Source organism: Chryseobacterium sp. CH25 (assembly GCF_004119455.1).
Lineage (GTDB): Bacteria > Bacteroidota > Bacteroidia > Flavobacteriales > Weeksellaceae > Chryseobacterium.
This window is the reverse complement of record NZ_NRQT01000001.1, coordinates 159,020-183,462: the sequence shown is the minus strand read 5'-3', so window position 1 is coordinate 183,462 and position 24,443 is coordinate 159,020. Positions and strand designations below refer to the sequence as shown.

The 24,443-nt window shown below is 32.7% G+C and carries 17 protein-coding genes; 11 read left to right on the top strand and 6 right to left on the bottom strand.

The window, feature by feature from the left end; all coding sequences use genetic code 11:
• Window positions 1–99: 99 nt before the first annotated feature.
• A complete protein-coding gene (locus tag BOQ64_RS00810) occupies window positions 100–1,044 on the bottom strand; it encodes a hypothetical protein (RefSeq protein WP_129056862.1) in 945 nt (314 codons plus the stop codon).
• 719 nt (window positions 1,045–1,763) lie between these two features.
• Between BOQ64_RS00810 and BOQ64_RS00805 the strand changes: the two genes are divergently transcribed.
• Both BOQ64_RS00805 and BOQ64_RS00800 read left to right on the top strand, forming a co-directional pair.
• Window positions 1,764–3,053 carry a DUF3945 domain-containing protein gene (locus BOQ64_RS00805; protein ID WP_129056864.1) on the top strand — a complete coding sequence of 430 codons (1,290 nt, stop codon included), beginning with the start codon at window positions 1,764–1,766 and terminating at the stop codon, window positions 3,051–3,053.
• A 313-nt stretch (window positions 3,054–3,366) separates the two neighbouring features.
• Complete coding sequence (locus BOQ64_RS00800) at window positions 3,367–4,020, top strand: hypothetical protein (RefSeq protein WP_129056866.1); 654 nt, start codon at window positions 3,367–3,369, stop codon at window positions 4,018–4,020.
• 83 nt (window positions 4,021–4,103) lie between these two features.
• Here the strand turns inward: BOQ64_RS00800 and BOQ64_RS00795 are convergent, their stop codons facing one another.
• The 4 genes from BOQ64_RS00795 to BOQ64_RS00780 all read right to left on the bottom strand — a co-directional run bounded on the left by BOQ64_RS00795 (window position 4,104) and on the right by BOQ64_RS00780 (window position 11,009).
• Window positions 4,104–5,375 (bottom strand): HEPN domain-containing protein, encoded by a 1,272-nt coding sequence (locus BOQ64_RS00795; protein WP_129056868.1) that lies wholly within the window; start codon window positions 5,373–5,375, stop codon window positions 4,104–4,106.
• 85 nt (window positions 5,376–5,460) lie between these two features.
• Complete coding sequence (locus BOQ64_RS00790; RefSeq protein WP_129056870.1) at window positions 5,461–6,579, bottom strand: hypothetical protein; 1,119 nt, start codon at window positions 6,577–6,579, stop codon at window positions 5,461–5,463.
• A gap of 101 nt (window positions 6,580–6,680) precedes the next feature.
• Complete coding sequence (locus tag BOQ64_RS00785) at window positions 6,681–8,006, bottom strand: HEPN domain-containing protein (protein WP_129056872.1); 1,326 nt, start codon at window positions 8,004–8,006, stop codon at window positions 6,681–6,683.
• A 6-nt stretch (window positions 8,007–8,012) separates the two neighbouring features.
• Window positions 8,013–11,009 carry a DEAD/DEAH box helicase gene (locus BOQ64_RS00780; protein ID WP_164975722.1) on the bottom strand — a complete coding sequence of 999 codons (2,997 nt, stop codon included), beginning with the start codon at window positions 11,007–11,009 and terminating at the stop codon, window positions 8,013–8,015.
• Between the two features lie 751 nt (window positions 11,010–11,760).
• On the opposite strand from BOQ64_RS00780, the gene BOQ64_RS00775 reads away from it, so the two are divergent.
• The 8 genes from BOQ64_RS00775 to BOQ64_RS00735 all read left to right on the top strand — a co-directional run bounded on the left by BOQ64_RS00775 (window position 11,761) and on the right by BOQ64_RS00735 (window position 19,010).
• Window positions 11,761–12,588, top strand: a complete 828-nt coding sequence (locus tag BOQ64_RS00775; RefSeq protein ID WP_129056875.1) for a hypothetical protein — start codon at window positions 11,761–11,763, stop codon at window positions 12,586–12,588.
• Window positions 12,589–12,664: 76 nt separating this feature from the next.
• Window positions 12,665–13,276 carry a hypothetical protein gene (locus BOQ64_RS00770; RefSeq protein ID WP_129056877.1) on the top strand — a complete coding sequence of 204 codons (612 nt, stop codon included), beginning with the start codon at window positions 12,665–12,667 and terminating at the stop codon, window positions 13,274–13,276.
• Between the two features lie 416 nt (window positions 13,277–13,692).
• Window positions 13,693–14,478 (top strand): hypothetical protein, encoded by a 786-nt coding sequence (locus tag BOQ64_RS00765; protein ID WP_129059607.1) that lies wholly within the window; start codon window positions 13,693–13,695, stop codon window positions 14,476–14,478.
• A gap of 259 nt (window positions 14,479–14,737) precedes the next feature.
• Window positions 14,738–15,019, top strand: a complete 282-nt coding sequence (locus BOQ64_RS00755) for a hypothetical protein (RefSeq protein ID WP_129056881.1) — start codon at window positions 14,738–14,740, stop codon at window positions 15,017–15,019.
• Between the two features lie 804 nt (window positions 15,020–15,823).
• The gene (locus tag BOQ64_RS00750; RefSeq protein WP_129056882.1) at window positions 15,824–17,059 is read left to right on the top strand and encodes a nucleotidyltransferase; all 1,236 of its coding nucleotides are present in this window, start codon (window positions 15,824–15,826) and stop codon (window positions 17,057–17,059) included.
• The gene (locus BOQ64_RS23525) at window positions 17,040–17,522 is read left to right on the top strand and encodes a hypothetical protein (protein WP_228448030.1); all 483 of its coding nucleotides are present in this window, start codon (window positions 17,040–17,042) and stop codon (window positions 17,520–17,522) included. Before BOQ64_RS00750 ends, BOQ64_RS23525 begins: the two co-directional genes overlap by 20 nt.
• Window positions 17,494–18,648, top strand: a complete 1,155-nt coding sequence (locus BOQ64_RS00740) for an SAVED domain-containing protein (protein WP_228448028.1) — start codon at window positions 17,494–17,496, stop codon at window positions 18,646–18,648. The genes BOQ64_RS23525 and BOQ64_RS00740 overlap by 29 nt, the downstream gene beginning before the upstream one ends.
• A 32-nt stretch (window positions 18,649–18,680) precedes the next feature.
• Window positions 18,681–19,010, top strand: coding sequence for a DUF3892 domain-containing protein (locus tag BOQ64_RS00735; protein ID WP_129056884.1), 330 nt, complete (start codon window positions 18,681–18,683; stop codon window positions 19,008–19,010).
• Between the two features lie 1,273 nt (window positions 19,011–20,283).
• Here BOQ64_RS00735 and BOQ64_RS00730 read toward each other — a convergent pair.
• Window positions 20,284–20,580, bottom strand: coding sequence for a hypothetical protein (locus tag BOQ64_RS00730; protein ID WP_129056886.1), 297 nt, complete (start codon window positions 20,578–20,580; stop codon window positions 20,284–20,286).
• Window positions 20,581–21,308: 728 nt separating this feature from the next.
• Here BOQ64_RS00730 and BOQ64_RS00725 point away from each other — a divergent pair.
• A complete protein-coding gene (locus BOQ64_RS00725) occupies window positions 21,309–24,437 on the top strand; it encodes a SusC/RagA family TonB-linked outer membrane protein (RefSeq protein ID WP_129056888.1) in 3,129 nt (1,042 codons plus the stop codon).
• Window positions 24,438–24,443: the final 6 nt, after the last annotated feature.

Sequence of the window (24,443 nt, the reverse complement as noted above, 5' to 3'; positions counted from 1 at the left end):
TAAAATTAATGCATTCTAACGGCTTAACAAATTTTAAATTTAAATGTCTCATTCATTGCTTTCCATTAAAAGATTTTCGTTTAGTAAAGATCTGCTAAGCTACAGTGTTTCTATTAATAATCGAGTACGATCATACGGTGATTCCCAAAATCTTCTGATTTTTGTTTCCAGATTATTTTCCTTCATCAAAGACTCTTGATAAGAATCTTCAGGAAATAAATTTACATGATCTGATTGAATTGAAATTGAGAATCGATTCATTTGATCTATAAAATACCCTTCTTCTTTTAATTCACGCAACAAGTCCAAAAACAATAAATCCAGCGCCTTATAATCAATTTCAGTTTTAATATTTTTCAGAATTTCATCTATAGAAATAGGTTGATGATAATTCATTTTTTCTGGGTTCCATAAATTATTGTAGTCTACTGTTTGCTTGTTAATTTCTAATCTGAAAGTACTAAGACTTCCTGCATATAAACTGTATAGATTATGCGTCGTGTTTTTTGCAATAATTACACCATATAAGCTATCCTGATTGTTGGTGACAGCTGAATTTAATTGACTAAAACTCTCTATAAAAGAATTTCTCAAAGTGGTTTTATGATGTTGTAAACTTTCATAAGCGGAATTCACCTGTTGTATGATGTCAATTTTTTTAGAATCTAAAGCTTCAACAGTTTGAATTAACATTTGAGAGAATGTCATTTCCAGATCAATCAAATGATCGTCTTCTATTAAAAACAGCTGTTGATTTTCAATATGTGCAACAATAAGATTTTCATTGTATGCATCACCTATAGCAATATAATCACTGTACCCTAACTCCTGAATCATCTCATTTTGCTCTACAAAATCATCTTCCTCATTAAAAACTTCCCCAAATAAATTATCATTAAATCCAAAATTGTTGAGATAGGATATAAAAAAGTCGGGAATATGTTTTCCTAAATTCTCATTTAGTACTCTGATATCTTCTAAGCTAAGTCTCTTTTCTTGTTCAAACCTGTTCATTTGGATTAATGTTTCGATTACCTTCTCCATGACGTATTTTTAGTTGATCTTTTGTTTTCAAAGTAAAGCTTTTAAAATCTGCTAATCACTCCCTATAATCAGTGATTTTATTCTGGTGACTGTAAGGAAATGTAAACCGCCTTGGTTTTGTACAGAGTATTTATTTACTAATTTTTTGTTGACATAATATTAAATTGATAGGTAAAGCAGGAGTGTTAAAGTATACTAAAAAAAGTTATTTTCCATAAACAGTGATGTATATGGCATGTGCATTGTTACTGTTTAAACAGGTTTTTAAGAGAAAACCTGTTTGACACCACATCACTTTATGTATAATTCATTTTGAACTTTTGCCTTCCTATTGACATGGAAGGCTTTTTTATGATCGTTATAATATCAGCTTATTGTGATTGCAATTCAGGATGTTTTATAGTAGCTATACCTTAAATGTGGGGGGATAAAGGAGGTTGTTATTATACCAATTCATCCGGTAATAAAGTATATGTTGATAAAAGCAAATGTAAAGGCTGCTATTAGATTTATCCTGGGAGAGATTCTGGGATTTTTTATATTTGTATGCTTGAATTATTCAAGTTTCTACTGATTTTATGAAGGACCTCCTTTGGGAGGTTCTTTGTATATACTAAGGATACTAAGGCTATTCAAAGCCAACTACAGCCTTTTATCTCCTGTTGTTTGAAGAAAGTTGTCCGGTATGGTAATTTGAAATCTGCATAATTAAGAACATTATGGATACAGAGACAAATGAACAGCCGGATATCATTAAAAAGAAAGCAGATAGTTTACTGGTGTTACATCACGAAACAGGTACTGTTGGGATTGTTCAGGGATTGGGTGAGGATGGTGAACTGCATAGTGTAGATCCCAGGGAACTGAACAATGCAGAAATTGTAAGTATTGATTCTAATGAGAATTCTTTTGCGGAGTTTTATGCTGGATTTTATCATCAGCTTAAAGAGCCTGGAGAGTTTTCGTTTTTTAAGGTAATGGAATATGAAGCCGGGCAGACTGCTTTACACTTACAGAAGTATATTAATGACAGTTCTCATGCAGGAAGAAGGGAATTGAAAAACTATGAAATTTCTATTGATAGTGTAGAGGCTTATAGAAGGGCTGGAGGAGAAATGAAAGGTAAAGGAGAGGACGCTTCTAATAATTATTTATATAAGCCTGAGCAGATGAACTGGAAGATGATGGAGAAGCTGGGGCTGAATAAAGAGATATTGCAGGAGCTTGGAGTTTTGGAATCTATGCTGAAAGGCTATAAAACAGATAAGTTAGTTCCGGTACATATTGATTTGGGAACAGTAAAGGGGAGTATTGAAGCAAGGCTTTCTTTAAAGGCTAATGATTTTGGTGAAGTGGAACTTATATTTCATCCTGTAAGAACGATGCCTGATTTTTCTATACCGTTCTTTGGACATCTATTTTCAGAAGAAGATAAAAGAAATCTTATGGGTAATGGGAATATGGGAAGGGTGGTAGACCTGGTTCATAGGATTACAGGAGAGCTGGTGCCTTCACTTATTAGCAGAGATAGGCTGACTAATGAGGTGATTCAGGCCAGGGCTGAGTTTGTCAGGATTCCACTGGTGATTAAAGGAGTGACCTTGGATGAACAGCAGAGAAAAATACTAAGGGAAGGAAAACCGCTGTATCTTGAAAATATGCTTTCTGCCAGAGGAACATTGTTTAATGCTGCGGTGCAGTATAATGCGGATAAAAGGTATGTGGAGTTTTTGCTGGATAAAAATGTAAGAAGATTGGGAGTGGAAGATTTTAGACCGGTTCCGGAGGTATTTAGAGGGAAGAAGCTTAAGAAATGGCAGATGGAGAAACTTAAGGCTGGGGAAGTGGCGTATGTGGATGGGCTGGTGGATAAGAATGGAAAAAGGTATCAGGGATATTTGAGGTTTGATAAGAGGGTGGGCAAGTTTGAGTTTTCTTTTAAGAATGTGTGGATGGGGGAGCAGAAAGCAGAGAAGGGGAAGAGTAGGAATAGAGGGAGGGGGATGTAAAGGAAGATCATAGATGCAATATTTGAAATGTGGTGTTTTTTGCTGGATTTATGGGAGGTTAGAATATACCTATCTGTATGAGAATTGAGGATACCCGTAAAATCTCATGTCGTTTTTTTGTTATATTTGCGGAAACTTTAATCATGAAAAAACTATTGTTTCTGAGTGTAATCTTTTTGCACATCTTTATTCCTGTCAGTTTACCAAAGATTCAATGACTGTCTTACGCAGTAAAAGCTCACTTATCTATCCTTCATTTAGTACATCTTGTTATCGAACAGGAGATTATGATAAAAAATATCAGCCCCAGGATATGCTTTTTGTAACAGATATTACTGAGTGTAAAGGGTATTCGAGTACAAAAAATATGATAGGTTTTTATTTTGATGGAAAGAAATACTACATGGAAGATAATTCGGAAAATGAAAATGTTTTTTATGTAATGAAGGGCGAACAAAAACAATTAGCGGATGTAAAAGCTAAAATAAATAGTCTTAGCGCTGCTGAAAAAGATAGTCTTGATTCATGGTCAAAAAGATACTCGGAGGTTTATATGCGCAAACTTAAAAGCGAGGTTTACGACAGGATTTTCAGTAAAGAGAAAAACGGGATCGCCATCATTTCAGCATTTCCTACAGAAGATTATTCCTTTACAGGGGCAGAGTTTAAAATATTAAACTTCAGCAAAAAAACAATTAAATATATCACTTTCAATTTTTATGGTAAAAATGCTGTAAAAGACAGAGTAGGTATTAATATGAGTAGGAAAGGAATAGGTCCGGTTGAAAGTTTAGCTTCAGGGGCGTGGTCTTTTGATAATGTTTGGCTTACTGATATTGTTGAAACATTGAAATTAGTATCGGTAAATATTATTTATATGGATGGGTCGAAAAGAACGGTTACAATTACAGATAAGCATTGGCTGGATCAGGAAGATTTGGATCGTTTGAATAGTTTGATGGATTAGGTGGATAGATAATACACTTTGATAACGCTTTATAAAAATTTACTACTCGATGTTAGCTATTACAAATAAGGTTAAAAATTCCATTAAAGTAAGCTTTTAATGGAATTTTTTTTATTTAAAATTTCATTTATTTTACTATTATTAAAACCTATTAGTGAAAGTATACAGCAAGTAAGTAAAACTCGTAGCTTATTGGTTTCCTCCCATAACTCTTGTCCTTCTAGCTCAACTCCTTTACGATCGTAAAAATGAGAATAATAATTTCTAGTTTTTACTACTCTGTCAACTTTAATATTGCTGTTTCGAATAAGGTCTATGGTATTGAAATTATGTATTAAATCGTTTATTCTCTCCTTTAGAATCTTATCAATACCTATAAATCTCTGATGATAACCTTCTAAAGATTGTATGATAGTTAGGAAATCAAGACTTGAAAAGTATCCTTTTTGTTGAATACTCGCGATTAAATGATTTCGAATTGGAGCGAGGCGATCACTTTCTTTAAACCATTTTAGTATTACTTCAGGAAAAATATCAGAAATATCATCGTAAGTAAATAAAAAATTTGAAGAATTAACTTTTTCTGTGGACTCTTTTTTACTTACGTAATATAGTTTTATAGGATCGGAATCCTGCTTCATAACATCATTATATAAAAAAAGTTCAGTTATTAAAACAGGAGTGTGTGTTGCCAATGTTACAAACTTGCAAACAAGAAATACCTTTTCTAATAAATCTGAAAAAGTCTTTTTTTCTTTACATATTATTGATAGAGTGGTGTTTTGGTTAAACGTAAATTCTGTGTGTTCAAAATTTCCATTAAATTGACCATTGCCACTTAGGGTTAATTGATATCCTTCTGTAATATCAAAACTCTTTTTCCAGTTGGAAGCTTGATCCGCAGAAACTTCCACTTTTTTTACTTTATTACTATTTTCACAAAAGTAAAATGAACGTTCAATAATAGCAGGATGTTTCCATTGTGAAAGAATAGGAGTGTGTAAAGAAATTTGATTAAAGAAATTATCTTTAGTAGAATTTAAATGTAAACCTTCTAAGACATAACGACATTCATAAGTACTTAAGTGGACAGAATTCGAAGGATTTATACCTAATGATTCTCGACAATTAAATAAGGTTATTTTTTTACTATCAATAAGATCACCATGTATTGTTTCTACAGTTGATACTTTATTTTCCAATATTGTTTTTATTATGCTTTCTGATTCTGTATTATAACATCCAAACAATTCTAATACTATCTTGTCAGGCGTAATTATTAATGTTCCGCCAATTTTGTTTTCCGGATCACTTGGTATATACCAAAGTCCTTTGAATTCTTTATTTTTTTTCATGAATTTATATAACTGAAAATATTTTAATAAATGCTTTATAATCGAGTGTTACTATAACATTCTGATTTGTATATTAATTTATTCTTTACCATTCCCACCTATTTTTCTTCTTGGTTTCTAACGAGTTTTTATCAACACCTTCCATTAAATAGTCTTCTGCATTTTTTGCTGGATTGTACCAATCAAGTTTTTTTTCAGCCCAGTCAATCCATTCTTTTTCTGTAGCACTATTGGATTTCATATATTCAAAATACTCTTTTAGAATCATAAATTTCTTCCATCGATGGGCATCATTATAAAAAGAAATAAATTTTGTAAGCTCTTCATCCTTCAATTTTTGTTTTGCTTCCTCAATCTTTCTAAGCTCCTCTCTCTTATCACTTTCAATTTTCCAAACTCTTCTGTTTTCAGCCATTCTTTGAAACTCAGTTTCCACTTTTATCAAAATTTTTTCAATTTGATCTTCAACAAGTAATTTATCTGTGTCTGCAAATTCAGTGGTCCCGTATTGTACGATCTTAACTGCTAGTTTACCGTTTGCTATTAAATCTCTGCTTTTCCATCCTCTTTCATTCGTAGTATCTTTAATATTACTTTTTTCTTTAATATATAGTGTAATTTTATCTTCATATGCTGCGAATTTTAATCCGTCAGAATCTACACTTACTCTATAACCTAAAGTTTTGAAATTCTTTATTAGATTATCCAATATTCTTAATGAACGAGAAACATTTTTGGGTGAAACAACGATATTGGGTAATCCACTATCCGTATGAATGGTTCCTATTATTTTTGCATAATCACGAATTTTTTTGTTCGCAAGGTTAGCTTGCACTTTGCTAACAATTTCGTCAGGTTTGCTTAATCGTTCAGGTACTTTTAAAATCAATGCAGAATTACTCTTAATCTTTTCAGTAACAATCTGTTTGAGTGAATTTATAGGATTAGGGTCATTTTTATTTCTATCTACATGAATTTTGATCTCTTTTTCATTTTCTTGTTGTGGCAATGGGGTTTTTACTACTTTCTTGCCAAACTGTAATTTTTGCCAGTATCCCATAGGTGGCAAAGGAATATCAAATTTTTTACAGATCTTTCTCAGTCCGTTATCAGACAAATTAAATTCTTTAGATAATTTAGTTAGAGGTGTAGTCCATACCTTATCATAGAGTTCTGTTCGAGTAAGCTTAATGATATTATTCATTATAGTATCTTAAATAAATTTAGGGATTATAGTAACTTTAAAACTTTCAGCAAATTTTCCTGTTCTTAAATGTTTTATTATAATTTAGGTATCAAAATTTATTAGTCAGGAAATTCTTTATTTAAGTCATTTTTAAATCCAAGTTGGGATAATACTATACATATTGCAATTTTTCTTAGGCAATAAACTTGTAGTTGGAGCTGATCTGGTTTTATAGAGTTAAGGCTCCCATGTGTAATAGAATCTCTTGTTTTCTTTAGCTTTGCAAAAGTATACCCGAAAATTGTAGGATCGACATTATTGAGTCGTAAAGTCTCTTCTAATGGGCTCTTAAATGGCTTAAATTCTAACTTATCGATAGTACCTCTAATTTTCTTTTCAAATTCCATCTGATCTTTTTTATTTACCAGATAATTTTTTAGACTTTTATATACCTGATCTGAAATAGATTTTTTATCAGTATTAAAAGCAAACTTTTCTTGATCTTGCTTAATATTAAAAATCTCAATAATATTGAATAGAAGCAGAAATGCTGATGAAAAATCAACTTCCCTTGAATGAAGGATATTATCAATAGCTTTTGAAATTTTCTTTTCATTCTGACTATATTTAATGTACCACTTCTTTTTCAAGAAATTTTCAATTCGATTATTTTTTTTGAGAAAAATGGATACCGTTTCCATGTCTGAAACGTACGTTTGGTTATTTGGCTCTGTATCTCGAAATATATATATATCTTTTTCTGTACGGAAAATAAGTTTTTCCATTTTAACTCTAACATTGAAAAAGAATGAAAATAGATTGCAAATAATTTCAATGTGATGCTTAATTTCGTCGTAGTCAATGTTTTCAAATTTGAAGTTAATTGTTCCTTTCTTTTTTACAGTAAATTCTTCACTCCCTCTATGCTCATTACTTGTATATTCTAGTTCTGGCCTGAAAGACATATTGTCAATTTTATAGAAATTGGACATACCATCCATCCTTGATATTGAAAATATATTTTTATTACGATGATTAGTGAAAAAAGAATAAAATTCATTAACAACTTGTAATCCATTTTTATTTAGAAATGCAATACCACTGTTGATATTTTCTTTATATGTATTATCCTTAATAATGCAAATAGTGGTTAACCATATTGTAAAATATCGATATTGATCATTGGTTTGAAATGATAAAACCTTATAAATTCTACTTTTATCAAAAATTAATGAAACTTTAGAGTCAATAATGTGAAAATTCTCTTCAAATAAACCTAAAGGATTTTCTGAATTGGAATAATAAGCATCTATTCTTGAGGTGATGTCATTTTCAATAATTTGTATATATATTTCTTTATCTGAGACAAAAAGATGAGCATGGTGCTCTTTATCAGATATTCTTTCATCTTTAAATTTGAGGTCTAAACAGTAATAATTTTTCATGGAAGGTTAATTTTGAGTATGGTACTTTAAATAGTTCGACAACACTCCTGAAGGGGTTTTAGCATTTTTATTAAGAATCTTGGTATTGGCGAAAACAATGAAATTATCTTTGGCCCTAGAAACAGCTACATTGAGCATATTCGGTTTGTTGTCTCTATCGAAAAATAGGGTTCCTTTATCTTCGTCACCGTAGACCATTGAGAATAAAACAATAGGTCTCTCTGCACCTTGTAGGGCGTGAACTGTTCCTATTTTAAAGTCATCAACTTTAAACCCTGCATCTTTTAAAGCCGATTTTAAACTGTTTTTTTGTCCTGTAAATGGAGTAATAATACCGACAGCATGTTCAATTGACTTATATTTCTTTTCAATTTCTGTTTTGTTGTCTGTCAGCCAGTTAATAATTGTTTTAACTTCTTCAATATTAAACCTGCTGCCATTTGGGTTTCTTGTAGATTGGCCATCAACATGAATGCAGTGCATTGGAGGGAAAAGTAAATCTTTTTTTGCTTTTCCCCTTAAGGGAATAAGTTTACCATCATAAGCTAATACATTGCAGTAGTTAATGATTTCATCATAACATCTTCTGTGTTCAGTAAGCAGTACTCCTTTTTCATGTAAATTGGCTTCCTTAAATCCTGATGCATTTTGAGCCATTTTCATAATACTGCCGGTAGAAGAAAGAAAACCTTTAGGGTCAAATTCTTTTTCATAAACAATATCATCATATTCCTTGATAATTTCACATTTTTTAAGGTTACCTATATCAATTTTATGGGTAACATTCCAAATGGGTTCTATCTGTTTTACATCTCCAACAACGACAGCCTGTTTAGCTAAAGCAAATGTGGCAATACCTACTTCAGGAGATACCTGGCCTGCTTCATCAACAATGAGATGATCAATAAAATTAAATAGAGGCGGATTATCATGTATTTTGTTGCCTTCTCCACTTATTCTTAAAAATTTATAAAAACTGAAAAACTTTGGCGCCATGAAGAATGTACTGACAAAGCATGGGGTTAACATAGCATGTCTTTTCCATCTGTTAATCATGGGTTCTTTTCCTTTTCCATTAAATTTAGGATCAAAAAGATCAGATTCAAGCTGTAGTAGATACCTTCCTTCCCAGTAATGTAAAGCCAACTGAAATGCTTTATGGCGCAGTGAAATATCAAGTTCATCATAAAAACAGTTGGCATTTATTTTTTCTTCTATTTTTATGTGCTCACACTCCCAATACTTTTCTTCTGAACGTGGAGGGTTACCTTTAATAGAATTTTTATTCTTCCATAGTTTCCATTTTTCAATGGAATCAATAATCCTTTTAGCGGTCTTTATCTTAGAATCTATGGTATCAAGAATTTCATTTTTCTTGAACACAAAATTTTCAGGAATTGCAATTTGGGAATCTCTCAGGATTATTTTTACTTCCGAAGCGCGGTTTTTAAGTGCAGATTGTATTCCCAGAAAGCAAAAGAACTTTCTAAAGAATGGTTCATTGTTAAAATAGGTAATGATATTTTGTTCAGTTTTAACCAGGTCCTCAACATCATTTTTGAGTACATCTTCATTGAGCAAATCTTCCTGATAATAATTGGAAATTTTCGAATTATTTAGAAGGTAATTACACGTAAAAACATGTTCAGATTGTAAATAAGCCTTCCACGTATCACCGGAGTCTTTTAGGATTTGTTCAATGTCTGAAATTTCTGTTCGTAATTGTTGGACTACGGAAGATATACTGAGAGCAGTAGAATTAAAGTATTCGTTACTTTTTTCTAAAAAATATTCTTTAGCATCCTGTAGAAACTCTAAGTTTTCTATGTCGTTGAAAAGGCCGTTACCATTTAGTTTTTTATAGTTGATCCCTTTTAATTCGATTTCTTTTTTCCTGGTTGAAGGAAGATAGGTTGCATATCCGTCAACATCAGGAATCCATCTGCCCTGTAATTTTCCTTCTCTTGTGTTTGATTTTGAGAAACTGTCTATAATATTGGTAACTGCCTGATTGTTGGTAGAGCATGCTAAAATTATGGGTGCATCTTCACCCCTAAGGGCACTTTCAACCATCTTATTGGCAACAATACTTTGTAATAGAGTGGTTTTGCCTGTACCTGGGGGACCATTGACAGCAAAAACTTTTTCATTGGATCCTAAAAGTGTATTTAAACTTTTTCTTTGTGAAATGGAAATAGGAAAATCAAAACCCATCTGCCCGAGATGCAGCTCATTGGTATTTATTAAATCAGGAACAGTAATAGGTAATTTTTCCTCATTGTTGTTTAAGGTTATGAAAGATTGTAAAAGTTCCGGAAGATTCTTTTGGTGAAGAATTTTTTCATACAGCTCTATGATTCCCATTGCAGCATTCATTTCCTCTTGTGGGAGTAATACTATGGTATTGAAAATAGTTTCGTAAGCTCCTGATTGGTATTTGCATAGCTCCTGACCAATTACTTCTTTAAATATATCCTTTACGTATTTTACATATTCAGGATATTTTGAATAGTTTTCTTTTCCAAGGGTAGTAGCTAAATCTACTTCTTCAATGTTTGCAAAAATAAATTCAGTACGTTCATCGGCAAGGGGTTCCAGATATTGTCTTTGGAACAAGGGAAACATTTCATCAGGAATATAAAGTTTCCCGTTTCTGTCTAAATAAGCAGAGTACCAGAAAGGAAATTTGGGTTTCTTGTCTTTGAGATGAACAAGATGATCTGATGCTGGTTTAAGCTTGAAGGGTGCTATAAGAACAAATATGTGATCTATGGTGATCCAGTCTTCATCGGCTTTATTTTTAATCCCTCTTTTTTCATTGATTCTACGTTCCTCATAGTCGATAAGTGTATTGACTTTTTGAAGATCTGCAATAGAATTGTCTTCAATATTGAAATCTTCAATTTCAAAATGCTGAGCACCATCAATTTCAATATTCGTATTAAGAGAGTCTGCTAAATTCTTTTTCCAATAGGTGAGCCATTTATAATGTTCTTGATTCATTTGTGATTGGTTAGTAAAAGTCATATCAAGCTAAAATAAGATAATTATATGAGATTATTTTATGGGAAGCCGTAAAAATATGTGATCTGATTAACTGGTTATAATTTATTTTTGCCTTTAGAAATTATATTTTTAAAATGGTCGGATTATTTGCAATAAATCTTTTTTATAATCTATTGTATTGTTTCAGAAAAAATATTTTTTTAATGGTGGTTTTGTGAGATCTTATAAGTGATCAAATTTGGTCACTTTATTTTTAACTTTATTTTCTCAAAATTTCGTATCATTAAACAAAGTCCCATAAACTCATAAGGTATAAGTTTAATGTAACAACATATGAAAATTGAATAAGGACTGATTTCAACTAAAGACTAAAATTTAGATTTACCAATTGAAAATTTAGAAAAAGTTGATTGCAAAAAAAATTATAGCTGAATATGAAAGAGAATTAAGAAGAGAAATAACCAATGCACTTTTGCAATCTGCTAGAGCGTAAGGAATGACTGGAGGTAGACCAAAGGGCTATACAAAAGAAACAATTTCTACGTTGATACTTATGCGTTCTGTTTATAAATATCCAACTAAAGTGGATGGGGTTCGCAAGAGTTTGGTTTTGATTTGGCTACGTTTTATCGTTACGCTAATAGATTACGTTGTAAGATCATATTTTTGAGTATTATTAACCATTAATGATAAATTGTAAAATATTTATTAATTTAAGAGAATATAAATTAATTTGTAAACTAATATCATGCAAAGTCAAAAAGAAATTGAAGCGATTTACTTCAAACAGCCTCTATATCGAAAACTTATACTTAATAGTTTCAATACACAATTATTAGTCGATTTTTTTCATTATCAAGATAAAGTTGAGGGTTTTAATCCAAAATTAAATGAGAATACAACATTTAAAGTTCATTTTAGTAAGCCGTATAAAAACAATAGTGTTAGCAGTGATCCAGCAGCCTATTATCCAGGCATTTATATGTTTGAGCTAATTTGCTTAAGAAATGAATTCACACTTACATATTTTTTCGAAATAATTAAAGAAGAGAAAAATAGTAATATAGAATATAGTTTAGTAAAAATTGGACAAACTCCATCTCTTGCAGATTTAGAATTTTCTAGGCTAGATAAATATGTTAGATTAATAGAAAAAAAATGGATACGTGAATTAAAAAAAGCTATTGGATTAGCTGCTAATGGAATTGGTATAGGATCATTTGTCTATATAAGAAGGGTTTTCGAAAATTTAATTGAAGTAAAACGAAAAGAACAAATTACATCGTCTTTATGGGATGAAGTTAAATATCAGAGTTCAAAAATGGATGAAAAAATTTTACTTCTGAGAGATAATTTACCATCTATTCTAGTATCAAACCGTAAAATATATTCTATTGTTAGTAAAGGAATACACGAATTGTCTGAACAAGAATGTTTAGAGTATTTTCCAATTATGCAAGATGCTATAATATTAATTTTAGAGGAAGATTATAGAAAAAAACAAGAGAGTGAGCGACTTATTGAAATGGAAGCAAATATTAATAAAATTCATCAAAATCTAAAGAATTATGAATAACTATTTAGTTTTGGAAAACCCTAGCTTGACACATTGTAAGCTTTTTTAAAATAGAATTAAATACTTAATACTAAAAATGAAATTTGCAAAATACATTACTAAAGATCAGATTAAACAATTAGAATATGAAGTTTTATCAAAAGATTTGTTAATATATTTAACAAGAATACTTTTAGAATGGATAGAGAATGTTGAATATCCTGAAGATATCATCGCAAGAAAAAATAGGATTATAAATCTATCAAGTACTATTGCAGGAGATCTAATCTATATATTGGAATCTGATAATATGGGGGCTTACCAACAAGCGGAATATGATTGGCATGATAGTAAGTTTCTCTTAGTGTTTAGGCGATTAAATACTATTCAATTTATTGAATTTGCTTGTGAATTATTAAGAGCCAGTTATTTTACTATCGACTTTTTAAATGCAGCTTTAAAATCAGAGGGTGCATCGTTTCGTTTTGTTAGAGATAGAGGAAATTATGCAATTGAAGTATTTAACATTGATCAAATAGAAGAAGCTGATACTTCGGAGGAACATCCTAATATTCGTTTGTTGATTTCTAGAATGGAGACTTCATTAGAAAAAGAAGATTATTCAGGTGTTTTACATTCCAGTGCTAGTGTTTATGAAACGATGGCAAAAGATGTTGTTGGAATTCCAACGGTGCAAGACAAACATTAAAAAGCTTTTTTGAAAGGTATAAACTAGATTCAAATTTGCCACTCCCAATTTTAGACTTTATATTAGAAACTTACGATAAAAGAAATGTTACGCCACTAGCTGGACATGGAAGTTTAGATGAACCAACAATTACTCGAGATCAGGCAGTAGTTTTAGTCGAGATGACTAAAAGTATTGTAAGAATTGAAGGTAAACTAAAAAGAGAAATATAATTGTCGCCAATGAAAGATGCGATCATTCTTATTTCCTTTATTAAAATTATAGCTTTAAATAGTAATCTTAAATAACATAAAAATGATGAAATAAAGAAAATGGTCGTTAAAAAATAATATTTACGCAAATAGACTGCGTTGTAGGATTGTATTTTTGTATTATGTAAATTATATTAGATCTAATATTCAAGCAAAATGAAAGACATGGATAAAATTGAAGATAATTCTTCGTTTGAAGAATTTAGAAATAATTTGAAGGGGGGAAAGTCAGTAAAAAAAATTGTATCATTCTTAGCACCTTTAAGTTCAAGAGCTAAAGAAATTTTGGATGCATTTGAAAATTTTGATGATATTGAAAAACAATTTAATGAGATTTCCAAAAGTCCAGACAAATTTAACAATTACTTCAGTGGACTTGGCTGGATTGCTCACGAGTCAGGTAATCACGACCTGATTATGGAATGCATTAATTTGGCAGAATCTGACAATTTAAAAGCTGCTGAGGAGAAACTTGCCGATCATTATACTTCCGAGGAAATACAATGGTTGGTAACTTCAACATACGGTGTTCCTGAGTTTAGAAAGCGAAATAGTTTAATTAATGTGGCATTTGAAGATACAAAAGCCCAAAGATTTCACTCTGCCATCCCATTACTGTTAATGATTATTGATGGTACTGTCAATGACATCAGTAAGAGCAAAGGCTTTTTTGCGGAAAATACTGATCTTACCGCCTGGGATTCTATTGCTGCGCATAGTACAGGTCTCTCCAAGCTTAGGGACATTTTAAATGTGACACGAAAGTCGACAACTACTGAAGAGATATTTTTCCCCTACAGAAATGGAATATTGCATGGTAGAGATATTTCTTATGCTAATAAATATGTTGCTGGCAAAGCATGGTTAACATTATTTGCTATTAATGATTGGGCAAAAGCTTTGCAAAAAATAAAGAAAACCCACCCAAAGAGACTAAGAAGGCCACACTGAAAGAGGCATTATCAGACTTGAAAGAAGCTACTGATAAATACAAATTACAGAAAGAAAAAAGAGCGGAAACTGATAAATTCATGAATCATTGGAAATCCAGAAAACCTATGGCAAATATAGATTTTCCGGTTCAAGGAACAGAGGAAAAATATACAGAATTTACACCAGAACGAGATGTTGTTTGTTTTTTAACGAATTGGCAGAAAGGTAATTATGGTCAAATGGCTAAACAGATCTGTTTTTTTCGGATGAATTTAATATGGGTAAAGAAGCAGGAAGAGTCCGAAAAATTTTTGACCAAAAGAATCTGAAAACCTTTGAAATACTATCAGTTGAACATCAATCGCCTGCAATTGCAGAAGTAAAGGTAAAAGTTTGTGTATTATTTAACAAAATAGAATATACAAAAGAAATAATATTGCGAATGCTTTATCAGAATGAGCAACGAGAAAATATGGTGTATGGCCAAAGCGGTGGTGTTTGGAGGTATATGGATTCTTTCTTTTTTCATAAAATCGAAATGCTGGATTGGGATTATTAAAAATTGATATTTCTCCACTACTTCCAGATGATATTATGATCCCTACTCAAATTTTAGGAGAATATTTTGAGTCAGGACGCTCCAATTTTGTTGTCGTAAAATGTTTTACCTACTGTTTCTTAAAATACTAAAAATATAGAAGACGATATATATATAATAATGAGGATATGGCTTGACGTTATGAACTAAAATAACGTGAAAGAATATAAAATACCTCCTTCAAGAATACAATAAAATTACGCTTAAAAATATGGGAAAAATACCTATAACTTTTCTTCATTATTTTATTTATCATTGTCGCTATAAAAAAAATTATTGCTAAAAAATAAGAATCATAAAATTTATAATGAAAAAAAATTTTTGCTTTTTTATCTTTCTAATGAGGCTAATTTCTGATTCTCTAAGCTTATACCCTCAGAGAATTATATTCAAACAACAGAACGTCTTGATGCTGATTGTATTAAAAATTAGTGACAGTATCTTTCAATATTTCTTATGGAGGAATAAAAGAATTTTTAGATAATTGTGAAAGCGGCTGGAAATGAGAATACAAAGAAAGCTTTTTGTCTAAATAAAATTATTTAGTGGCTTAAAAAATATACTATGTGATTTTTGGAACTAATTTGTAAAAATATAAACTACCTAATTTGATTAGCAGTTGGAGGAGGCTTAATTTATCTGATACAGGATTTTATGTCAGTTAATTTCTAATCTTTCTTCTGCCTTTATTTAAGATGAATGTAAAACTGGCTAACAATCAGAATGTGGTAGTTTTTTTGATATGTAAAATTTAAAATTATAACCATGGCGAATAGTCTCACTTTACATCAAAAAGAACAATTTAACGAAATTTTAGAAGAACTTGGAAAAAACCTAGATATCAGCGAAACACAACATAATGCAGTAGCAAAAAGTTATGATGCTGTAGGTCTTCATTTAGCTAAGCATGATTCACCAATTGGGAAATATGATCCTCAAATATTGCCTCAAGGTTCATTTATGTTGGGGACAATGATTCAGCCAATTCATGAAAATGACGATTTAGATATAGATTTGGTATGTCAGCTTGTTGGGAAACAAGATTATTGGACTCAATTTGATTTAAAAAAAGCGGTTGGTGACCAATTAAAATCCCATGGCACATATAGCAAAATGATCAAAGAACCAGAAGGAAGAAGATGTTGGACGTTAGTATATTCTGAAACAGCAAATTATCATTTGGATATTTTGCCCTGTATTGTTGATAGTGGCTATCGTGTTCTTTTAGAAAAAGCATTTTCAAATTTTGACCAAACTGAAAATGAGGCTTTAGCATTAAGGATTACTGATACTGTTGAAGATAATTATAAAACAGAAACTAATCATCTTAATTGGTTAAAGAGTAATCCTTTTGGCTATGCAAACTGGTTTTTTCAACAGGCTACTTTAGATATAACAAAAGCTAAACTAATAACTGAGTCTATTAAGCCAATTCCGGAATATTCTCAGGAAAAATTACCGCTTCAAAGAATTGTACAAATTCTCAAAAGACATAGAGACATGATGTTTGATGGTAATGAGCAAAAACCGATTTCTATTATTATTACTACTTTGGCTGCTAAAGCTTATAAAAAAGAAACCAATATTTTAGAAGGGCTTTTAAATGTGACAGCTGCTATGAAAGATTTAGTAACGGTACAGTATTCTCCAAAACATAACAAAAATATAGATTGGATTGAAAACCCAATCAACTCATTAGAAAACTTTGCAGATAAATGGGTTGAACATCCTGAACGTAAGAAAAATTTTAATAATTGGATAGATAAGGTACAACGAGATATTTTTGATGCAATCAATTCCAATGGCTTGCACATAATTCGTGAATCTTTAGAAAAATCTTTAGGTCGAAATGCTATCAATGCTACATTTAACAATATTGCTGAAAAATCTAGACAATTAACTGAAAGTGGTAAAAACTGTATTGATGCAAATATAGGAATAACATCCTTAGGGGCGGCAACTATCAAACCACATACATTCTATGGCAAAGAAGACTTATAAAAATAATAAGATCAAGAAGCTTACGGTAGCTGTACAAGCTAGTTTACTAAGAAGAGTATTTCCGACATCAAAGATTACAAATTTTCGTGATAAAGAATTGATTTGGCAACATATTATTAAGCCATCCCCATTAAGTGCAGAATATGCGGTTAAATTGCATTATAAGATGGGTGACCGTCCACATGTTTATATTTTAGAACCCAAACCGCTGACTTTAGCAAAAAGTGCTAAACGATTACCACATGTCTATGACCAAGCGAAACAGAGACTTTGTTTATATTATCCCGATGGAAAACAATGGAACTCTACTATGCCATTAGTAGAAACTGTTATTTGGTGGACTTTTGAATGGTTGTATCACTATGAACTGTGGCTTGGGACTGATGATGATTGGAAAGGCGGTGGTATTCACCCTTTTGTAAATCAAACTAAAATTGAAGATACTATTAAATCCAATAAATAATATGAGCGTTTCAAACATTCCGCAAGCAACCAAATTAATTTTGTGGGGTAAAGCAGCTGGTAGATGTCAATATAGGGGGTGTAATAAATCCTTATTTCTAGATGTTTTAACAAAAAGTGAATTCAATCAATCTTACATTGCGCATATTGTAGCTGATGTGCCAAATGGCCCAAGAGGGGATTCTACAAAATCAGCATTACTACAAAAAGAAATTAGTAATTTAATGTTGTTATGCGATACTCATCACCGAAAAATAGATAAGGATGACGTACTAGGGCATCCTGAGGCACTTTTATTAGAAATGAAGAATGAACATGAGGAAAGAATTGCAAAAGTAACAGAGATATCTCATGACATGGAAAGTCATATTGTGACCTATAAAGCAAATGTGGGTGTTCATACACCAAATATTACTTATGAATCTGTAAGTGAATTTTTATTACCTATGTATTATCCTGCTCAACCTTTTGCAATAGAACTGGGTCTTACTAATAGTGCTCAACGTGATCGTGATGATTCATTTTGGCAGGTCGAGCTTGCAAATTTACAGACACAATATGATGAGCAATTAAGACCAAAATTTAGAAGAGGCGATATAGGGCATATTTCACTTTTTGCATTTGCGCCTATTCCACTTCTTATGAGATTAGGAGTTTTATTAAACGATATTCATGACATTGAAGTTCATCAACCAGTAAGAGATCCAAAAACATGGAATTTAGAAGATAATAAGGATTCTGTTATATATTCTGTTATTCAACCATTGAAACCAACCCAACCAATAGCTGCACTTAACATTTCTTTAAGTGCTATTATTAATAATGACAGAATTACTAATGTTTTAGGAACTGAATGTTCAATATATACTCTTACAATCGATAAACCTTTTAATGATTTTTTAAAAAATAAAATTCATTTAATAGATTTTAGCGCAAAAGTTCGCCAAATCTTAAATGAAATTAAAGCTATTCATGGAGGACATACTGAGTTACATATCTTTCCAGCAATGCCAATTGCTACTGCAATTGAATTTGGTCGAGTATGGATGCCCAAAGCTGATATGCCTTTGATAATTTATGATGAAAATAATGGTTTTAATAAAGCCATCGAAATTAGAAATACTTAATTTGTATACTTACCAATAAAATAAATATTATTATGGCGGATTACGCAATATCAGGCGTCTGGAAAGATGACAATAGCACAATTATAAACTATGCAATACATACTGTGAATTTAGAGAAAAATATAGTTTATCATGCTACAAAATATTCTAAAGCGGAAGCTATTAGATTATTAGAAAATCCTCAAAATTCGGCCAGAACTCTACTCTTGAATTATACTTCACAATCTTGGAAGTGGGGAACTACGGTTAACGTTGTTGGTTCTGGAGCAAATAGATATTTACGAACAACGCAAGATAAAACAGTTAAGGATAACTTAGCTCATCTAATAAATTATTCGTTTGTATGCAACGATTTCAAGTAACAAGAAAGATGGAATTGGTGGAATCTGAAAAGTTTTTCTGATTTTTAGTGGCAAATAGAAAATTAAAGAATAATGCAAGCAGTCAACAAAAGAAATAAGATATAAAGTAATTATTTAAATGTGTTATGCGCTTGTAAATTATGATAAAGAAAAACCAACTCTTATTATAAATTGCCCTGATATATATTCTACGGATAGACTTAAAAATGAAATATCAGTAGAGTTTATAAATATGTCTCCATTATTTGATCAAATAGATAAAGATAGTCCTGATCAGGATATGCTTGGATATCCTTATAACAAAGCACTAGAAATTAAAAATACATATGCTGTTTTGTTATCCATAGATAGTTTTCAAAAGTTTCCCACTAAAGCGATTATATCTTATGATATTAATAAATTAGTGTTATCACATAGGAGAGCAACATGCTATTCGAATGCTTACAGGAATTGAGGAAAGAAATGACAGGTCATTTTTAAGAGTTTAGTAATTACAAAAACAAAAAGTCTAATCTATAGGTTAAGCTTTTGTGATTTTACTGATAACTGTCTTTTTCCTTTTGATGATACTCGAACTCACCGAACAGGCAGTCCTTCATGCTTAAGAAGATATTTTTGTCACCTCTTAAAAATCGCGGAAGAATAACGCCAGTAGACAATAAAAGCAGTAATATAACTGCTATTAATATAGAAAGTGTTTCAATGAAGGTTGATTTTAAAAAAATTATAAATTATATTGATGTCGATAACTGGAATTGCTGATAGATTAAGAAGTGTCTATAGCTAGTGGAACTATTAAAAAAACAAGTTCCTGAAACTTACAATACAAGAACAATACTTTGATAATCTTATTATATTATAAAGTATTTAGAAGAGAACGCAATTGGATTCATTTGCCTAATAAACTTCCGATCTTTATCTCATGATATGTGTCTGTAAAACCTCCAAACATAATTTTTACAAAAGTTTAATAGATTATTGATTTTGATACTAGTTTTATTTTCTTGTTCAATTCTAGGAGGAAGCTCTAATAATCATAAAAGGATTTTAGCAAAGTTGATGAAGTTGTGATGTTCTGCGAAAAAGATTTAGATTATTTGTTCTGGCTAAATCATCTAATTTTTACATTTGCAATAGTTCTCGATTCTTGCTGGTAACTACAATTAGCAAAAAGTAATTTTGATCTATTAGAAGAATTTAGGATAATTAAAAGGGAATTATATTAATTTTAAACTCTATGAAGATTAATTAATGAGACCTATGATTATTGTATTTAATCTGGTATATTAATGCCTTTTGAATTTTCAAATTCTTTAAAGAAGTTTTCTAAGGAATAACGTTCATGTCTTAGTATATTATAGATTGTGGACATTGGTACATCATAACCTTCAGATAGCTTCAATTTTGAAATTGTAGAAGATGTAATTCCGCATAATTTAGCATATTTATTTTGTGAAACAATATTACCCTCCTGATCGTAGTATTCGCGAAGAAATTTACTTTCAATAAAATTGCATAAATGTTTATTTACTAAAGCATTTTTTCTATTCAGGACGTCTTTATTTTGCATATTCAGAATAATCATTATTCAAAACAAAAGATTTAATTGAAATTTACTGTTCGTTATAGCGAATGATGTTGTTTTTTTATTTATATTTGTAAAATAGGTTACAATAAATGTAACTTAGCGATACTTCAACGAAATATTAGAAGCTATTGCTTAGAATCTCAATTCGAAAACTGGTAATTTTTAACACACGAGATAATAAGCAGGAAGCTCACGACCTAGGCGTGGGCTCTCTTATCTGTGTGTAAGGTATACCAGTACCCCGAATTGGATAATGTAGAGTCCCATGCCGTTTTTTATTTTATGCAGTTCTGCTTTTCTACATTATCTTTTTATTCTAAGCTCGCTTTACAAAATAGAGGTATACTGATACGGTACAATGGGGTGTACAATCCATTGCGGCTTTAGTGCTTTCACGGGAACACAAATTTTATTCATATTCATATTAATTAGTTTTTTTTGATGGACTGGGGCAGTAGGTTTTGCTGTTACCTCAGTTGGGCTTTTGTTCCTAGTCCATTTTTAAGATGGTTAGATGCTGTATGGAAGGAGTGTGAAGAGAGGAAAGGAATAATGGGTAATTATTAATTAGTAGAATAGATAAGAAGTAATAGAAATGTAAGGTATAATAACCATAGAAATAGAGAAGATAAAAAGAAAAGCCCTTTCCCTGTAAGTTGACCGCTTGGTAGGAAAGAGCATTGTCTAATAAATTAAACTTATTCAAAAGTATGAAAAAAAACTTTTGCAGCCTGGGTCATGTTCAAATGGCTTTTGGGTTAGCATTGCTGGTGTCTTGCACAGCAATAGGACAGGTACGTGAGATTTCAGGTACGGTCACAGGGAAATCAGGTGCTTTAAGTGGGGTTTCGGTATCTCAGGAAGGAAAGGATCAGGTAGTATTAACGGGAAGTTCAGGAGCCTATCGGATACAGGTTTCAGGGAAGAGTGCGGTACTGGTGTTCAGGTACGCTGGGTACCTGGTGAAGAGGGTGAAGGTGGGAGATAGGGATAAGGAGGATGAGGATGAAGAAGAAGAAGGGAGCAGGGGAAATGGAAATAATGAAGTGGACAGGAGCGTGATCAATGTTTCGCTTGAGCTGGATTCTGAGAATGATGGTAAGGAGGCCGATGTGGGTACGGATAAGGCTGTAGTGACGGGGATTGGGGAGATTGTGCTGAATGCAGGGTATTATAAAGTTCGGGATAGAGAGCGGACGGGGAGTATTGCGAAGGTGTCAGCGAAAGAGATTGGGAATCAGCCGGTAGGAAATGTACTGGGAGCGGTGCAGGGGAGAATGGCTGGGGTAAGCATTACCCAGGGTGGTGGAATGCCGGGAGGTGGTTTTGATATTCAGATTCGGGGAAGGAACAGCTTGAGGACCTCTTCCAATAGTGAGATTGATGGGAACCAGCCTTTATATGTGATTGATGGGGTTCCTGTAGGAGGGGATATGAAGTCTGAGTTCTCAACACTCGTTATTCCTTTGCGGAGTATTAATCCGTTAAATGCCATCAATCCTAATGATATTGAAAGTATTGAAATCTTAAAGGATGCGGATGCTACGGCGATATATGGTTCAAGGGGAGCGAATGGGGTAGTATTGGTGACGACGAAAAATGGAAAGTCAGGGAAAACGGAGCTGAGTCTTACCACCAATTATGGGATAAGTAAGGCGATGATGGGACTTACCATGATGAATACAGGGCAGTATCTGGGAATGCGGAAACAGGCCTATGCTAATGATGGAATCTCTGTCTATCCTGCGAATGCGTATGATATCAATGGGAAATGGTCACAGGATCGGTATACGAACTGGCCTGAGAAGCTGATTGGAAATTGGGCAGCTTCTTCATCCACTCAGCTGTCATTGAAAGTGGGAAGTGAGACGACCAGTTTTCTGATCAGTCTGGGAAGAAATGAACAGGCTACGGTATTTGAAAAGGATTTTAAATATGTGAGCCATACCCTGTCTGGGAACCTGTCACACCGTTCTAAAGACAGGAAATTCCAGATGACGCTTGCCAATCAGTTTTCCTTTCAGAAAAATAATGTGGTCAATGAAGATATTACCCAGAAATCACTGCTGCTGGCACCGAATGCTCCGGAGCTTTATAAACCGGATGGCAGCCTGAATTGGGAGAATAATACTTTTACCAATCCCGTGGCGGTGTACAACAGTTCTTATCAGAATAAGACCATACAGTTCCTGAGCAGTCTTAATGCGCAGTTTGAACTGCTTCCCCATACGGTGGTTAAGCTGAATGGGGGGATTAACTATGCTGCTTTTGAAGAATGGTCACTGCGGCCCAATACCATTTATAACCCTTCGTTTGTAACAGGACAGTCAAGCTTTTATTCAAGTTCTTCGAAAAGCAATAATAACCGCTTTTCCTATATCGCAGAGCCTCAGTTAGAGTGGAGCTTGAAAAGGGGAGGACATGAGCTGACCGTCCTGTTGGGAGCGAGTGTACAGGTAGAAGAAAATAGCAGGGAATCGATGCGGGGAAGTGGTTTTGCAAGCAATGCTTTATTGCAGAATATCGGAGCAGCACAGACCAAAACCATTGCTGATCAGGTAAGCACACAGTACAGGTATGCAGCGGTATTCGGAAGAGTAAACTATCAATATAAAAACAGGTATATACTTAATATTACTGGAAGACGTGACGGGAGCAGCCGTTTTGGAGAAAACCGGAAGGTGGCATCCTTTGGAGCGTTGGGCGGAGCATGGCTGTTTTCTGAGGAAGCTTTTTTTAAGGAGAGTTCATGGCTGAGCTTTGGGAAACTGAGAGGAAGCTATGGGATTACAGGAAGCGATAATATCGGAGATTATCAGTATCTGGATAATTTTACAGTGTCTGATTATATCTATAATTCAGTCACAGGACTGGTTCCTTCACGGCTGTATAATCCTGATTTCAGTTGGGAGAAAACCCGTAAGTTGGAAACGGCATTGGAGCTTGGATTCTTGAAGAACCGCCTGAATTTGTCAGTGTCATGGTATCGTAATACGAGTTCCAATCAGTTGGTAGGTTATCAGCTTCCTGCAATTACCGGGTTTACTTCTGTACTGGCTAATATGAACGCCGTAGTGGAAAATAAAGGCTGGGAGCTGGAGTTGAATGCAAGACCCTTTTCCGGGGAGCTGTTAAAATGGACATCCGGATTTAATATAAGCATTCCCAAAAATAAGCTGCTCTCATTTCCGGGACTTGAAGGATCACCCTATGAAAATATATTTATTGTAGGACAGCCCGTATCCATAGTGAAGCTGTATCAGCTGGAGGGAATTGATCCTGCGACAGGGGTGTACCGATTTAAGGATTTTAATGGTGATGGTAAGATAACAGCGCCTGAGGATAATAAGGTGGTGGAAAATATCGGAGTCCGCTATTTTGGAGGGTGGAGCAATACCCTGCAATACAGGAACTGGGATTTTTCCTTTCTGTTTCAGTTTGTAAAACAGAGGAATCTTAATTATAACAGCATAATGCCTTTGCCGGGAGGAATGGTTAACCAGCCCGTAGAGGTATTGGATGTATGGTCACCTCAGAATCCTTCCGGGGCTTACATGCCTTACAGCACGGGGACAGTAGGAGATCAGAATAGGGCGCAGAACAATTTCAGAAGCAGTACGGCAAGTGTTTCAGATGCGTCATTTATAAGGCTTAAAAATGTTCAGCTGACCTATACCTTACCGTTGAAAAGTAGGGTGCTGAAAACGGTAAAAATATACTTTCAGGGACAGAATCTTCTGACCTGGACAAAGTATTTTGGGATGGATCCTGAATTTACGGTAGGTGGATTTTTACCCCCCATGAAAACCTATTCTTTCGGTACACAGATTAACTTTTAAATCTAA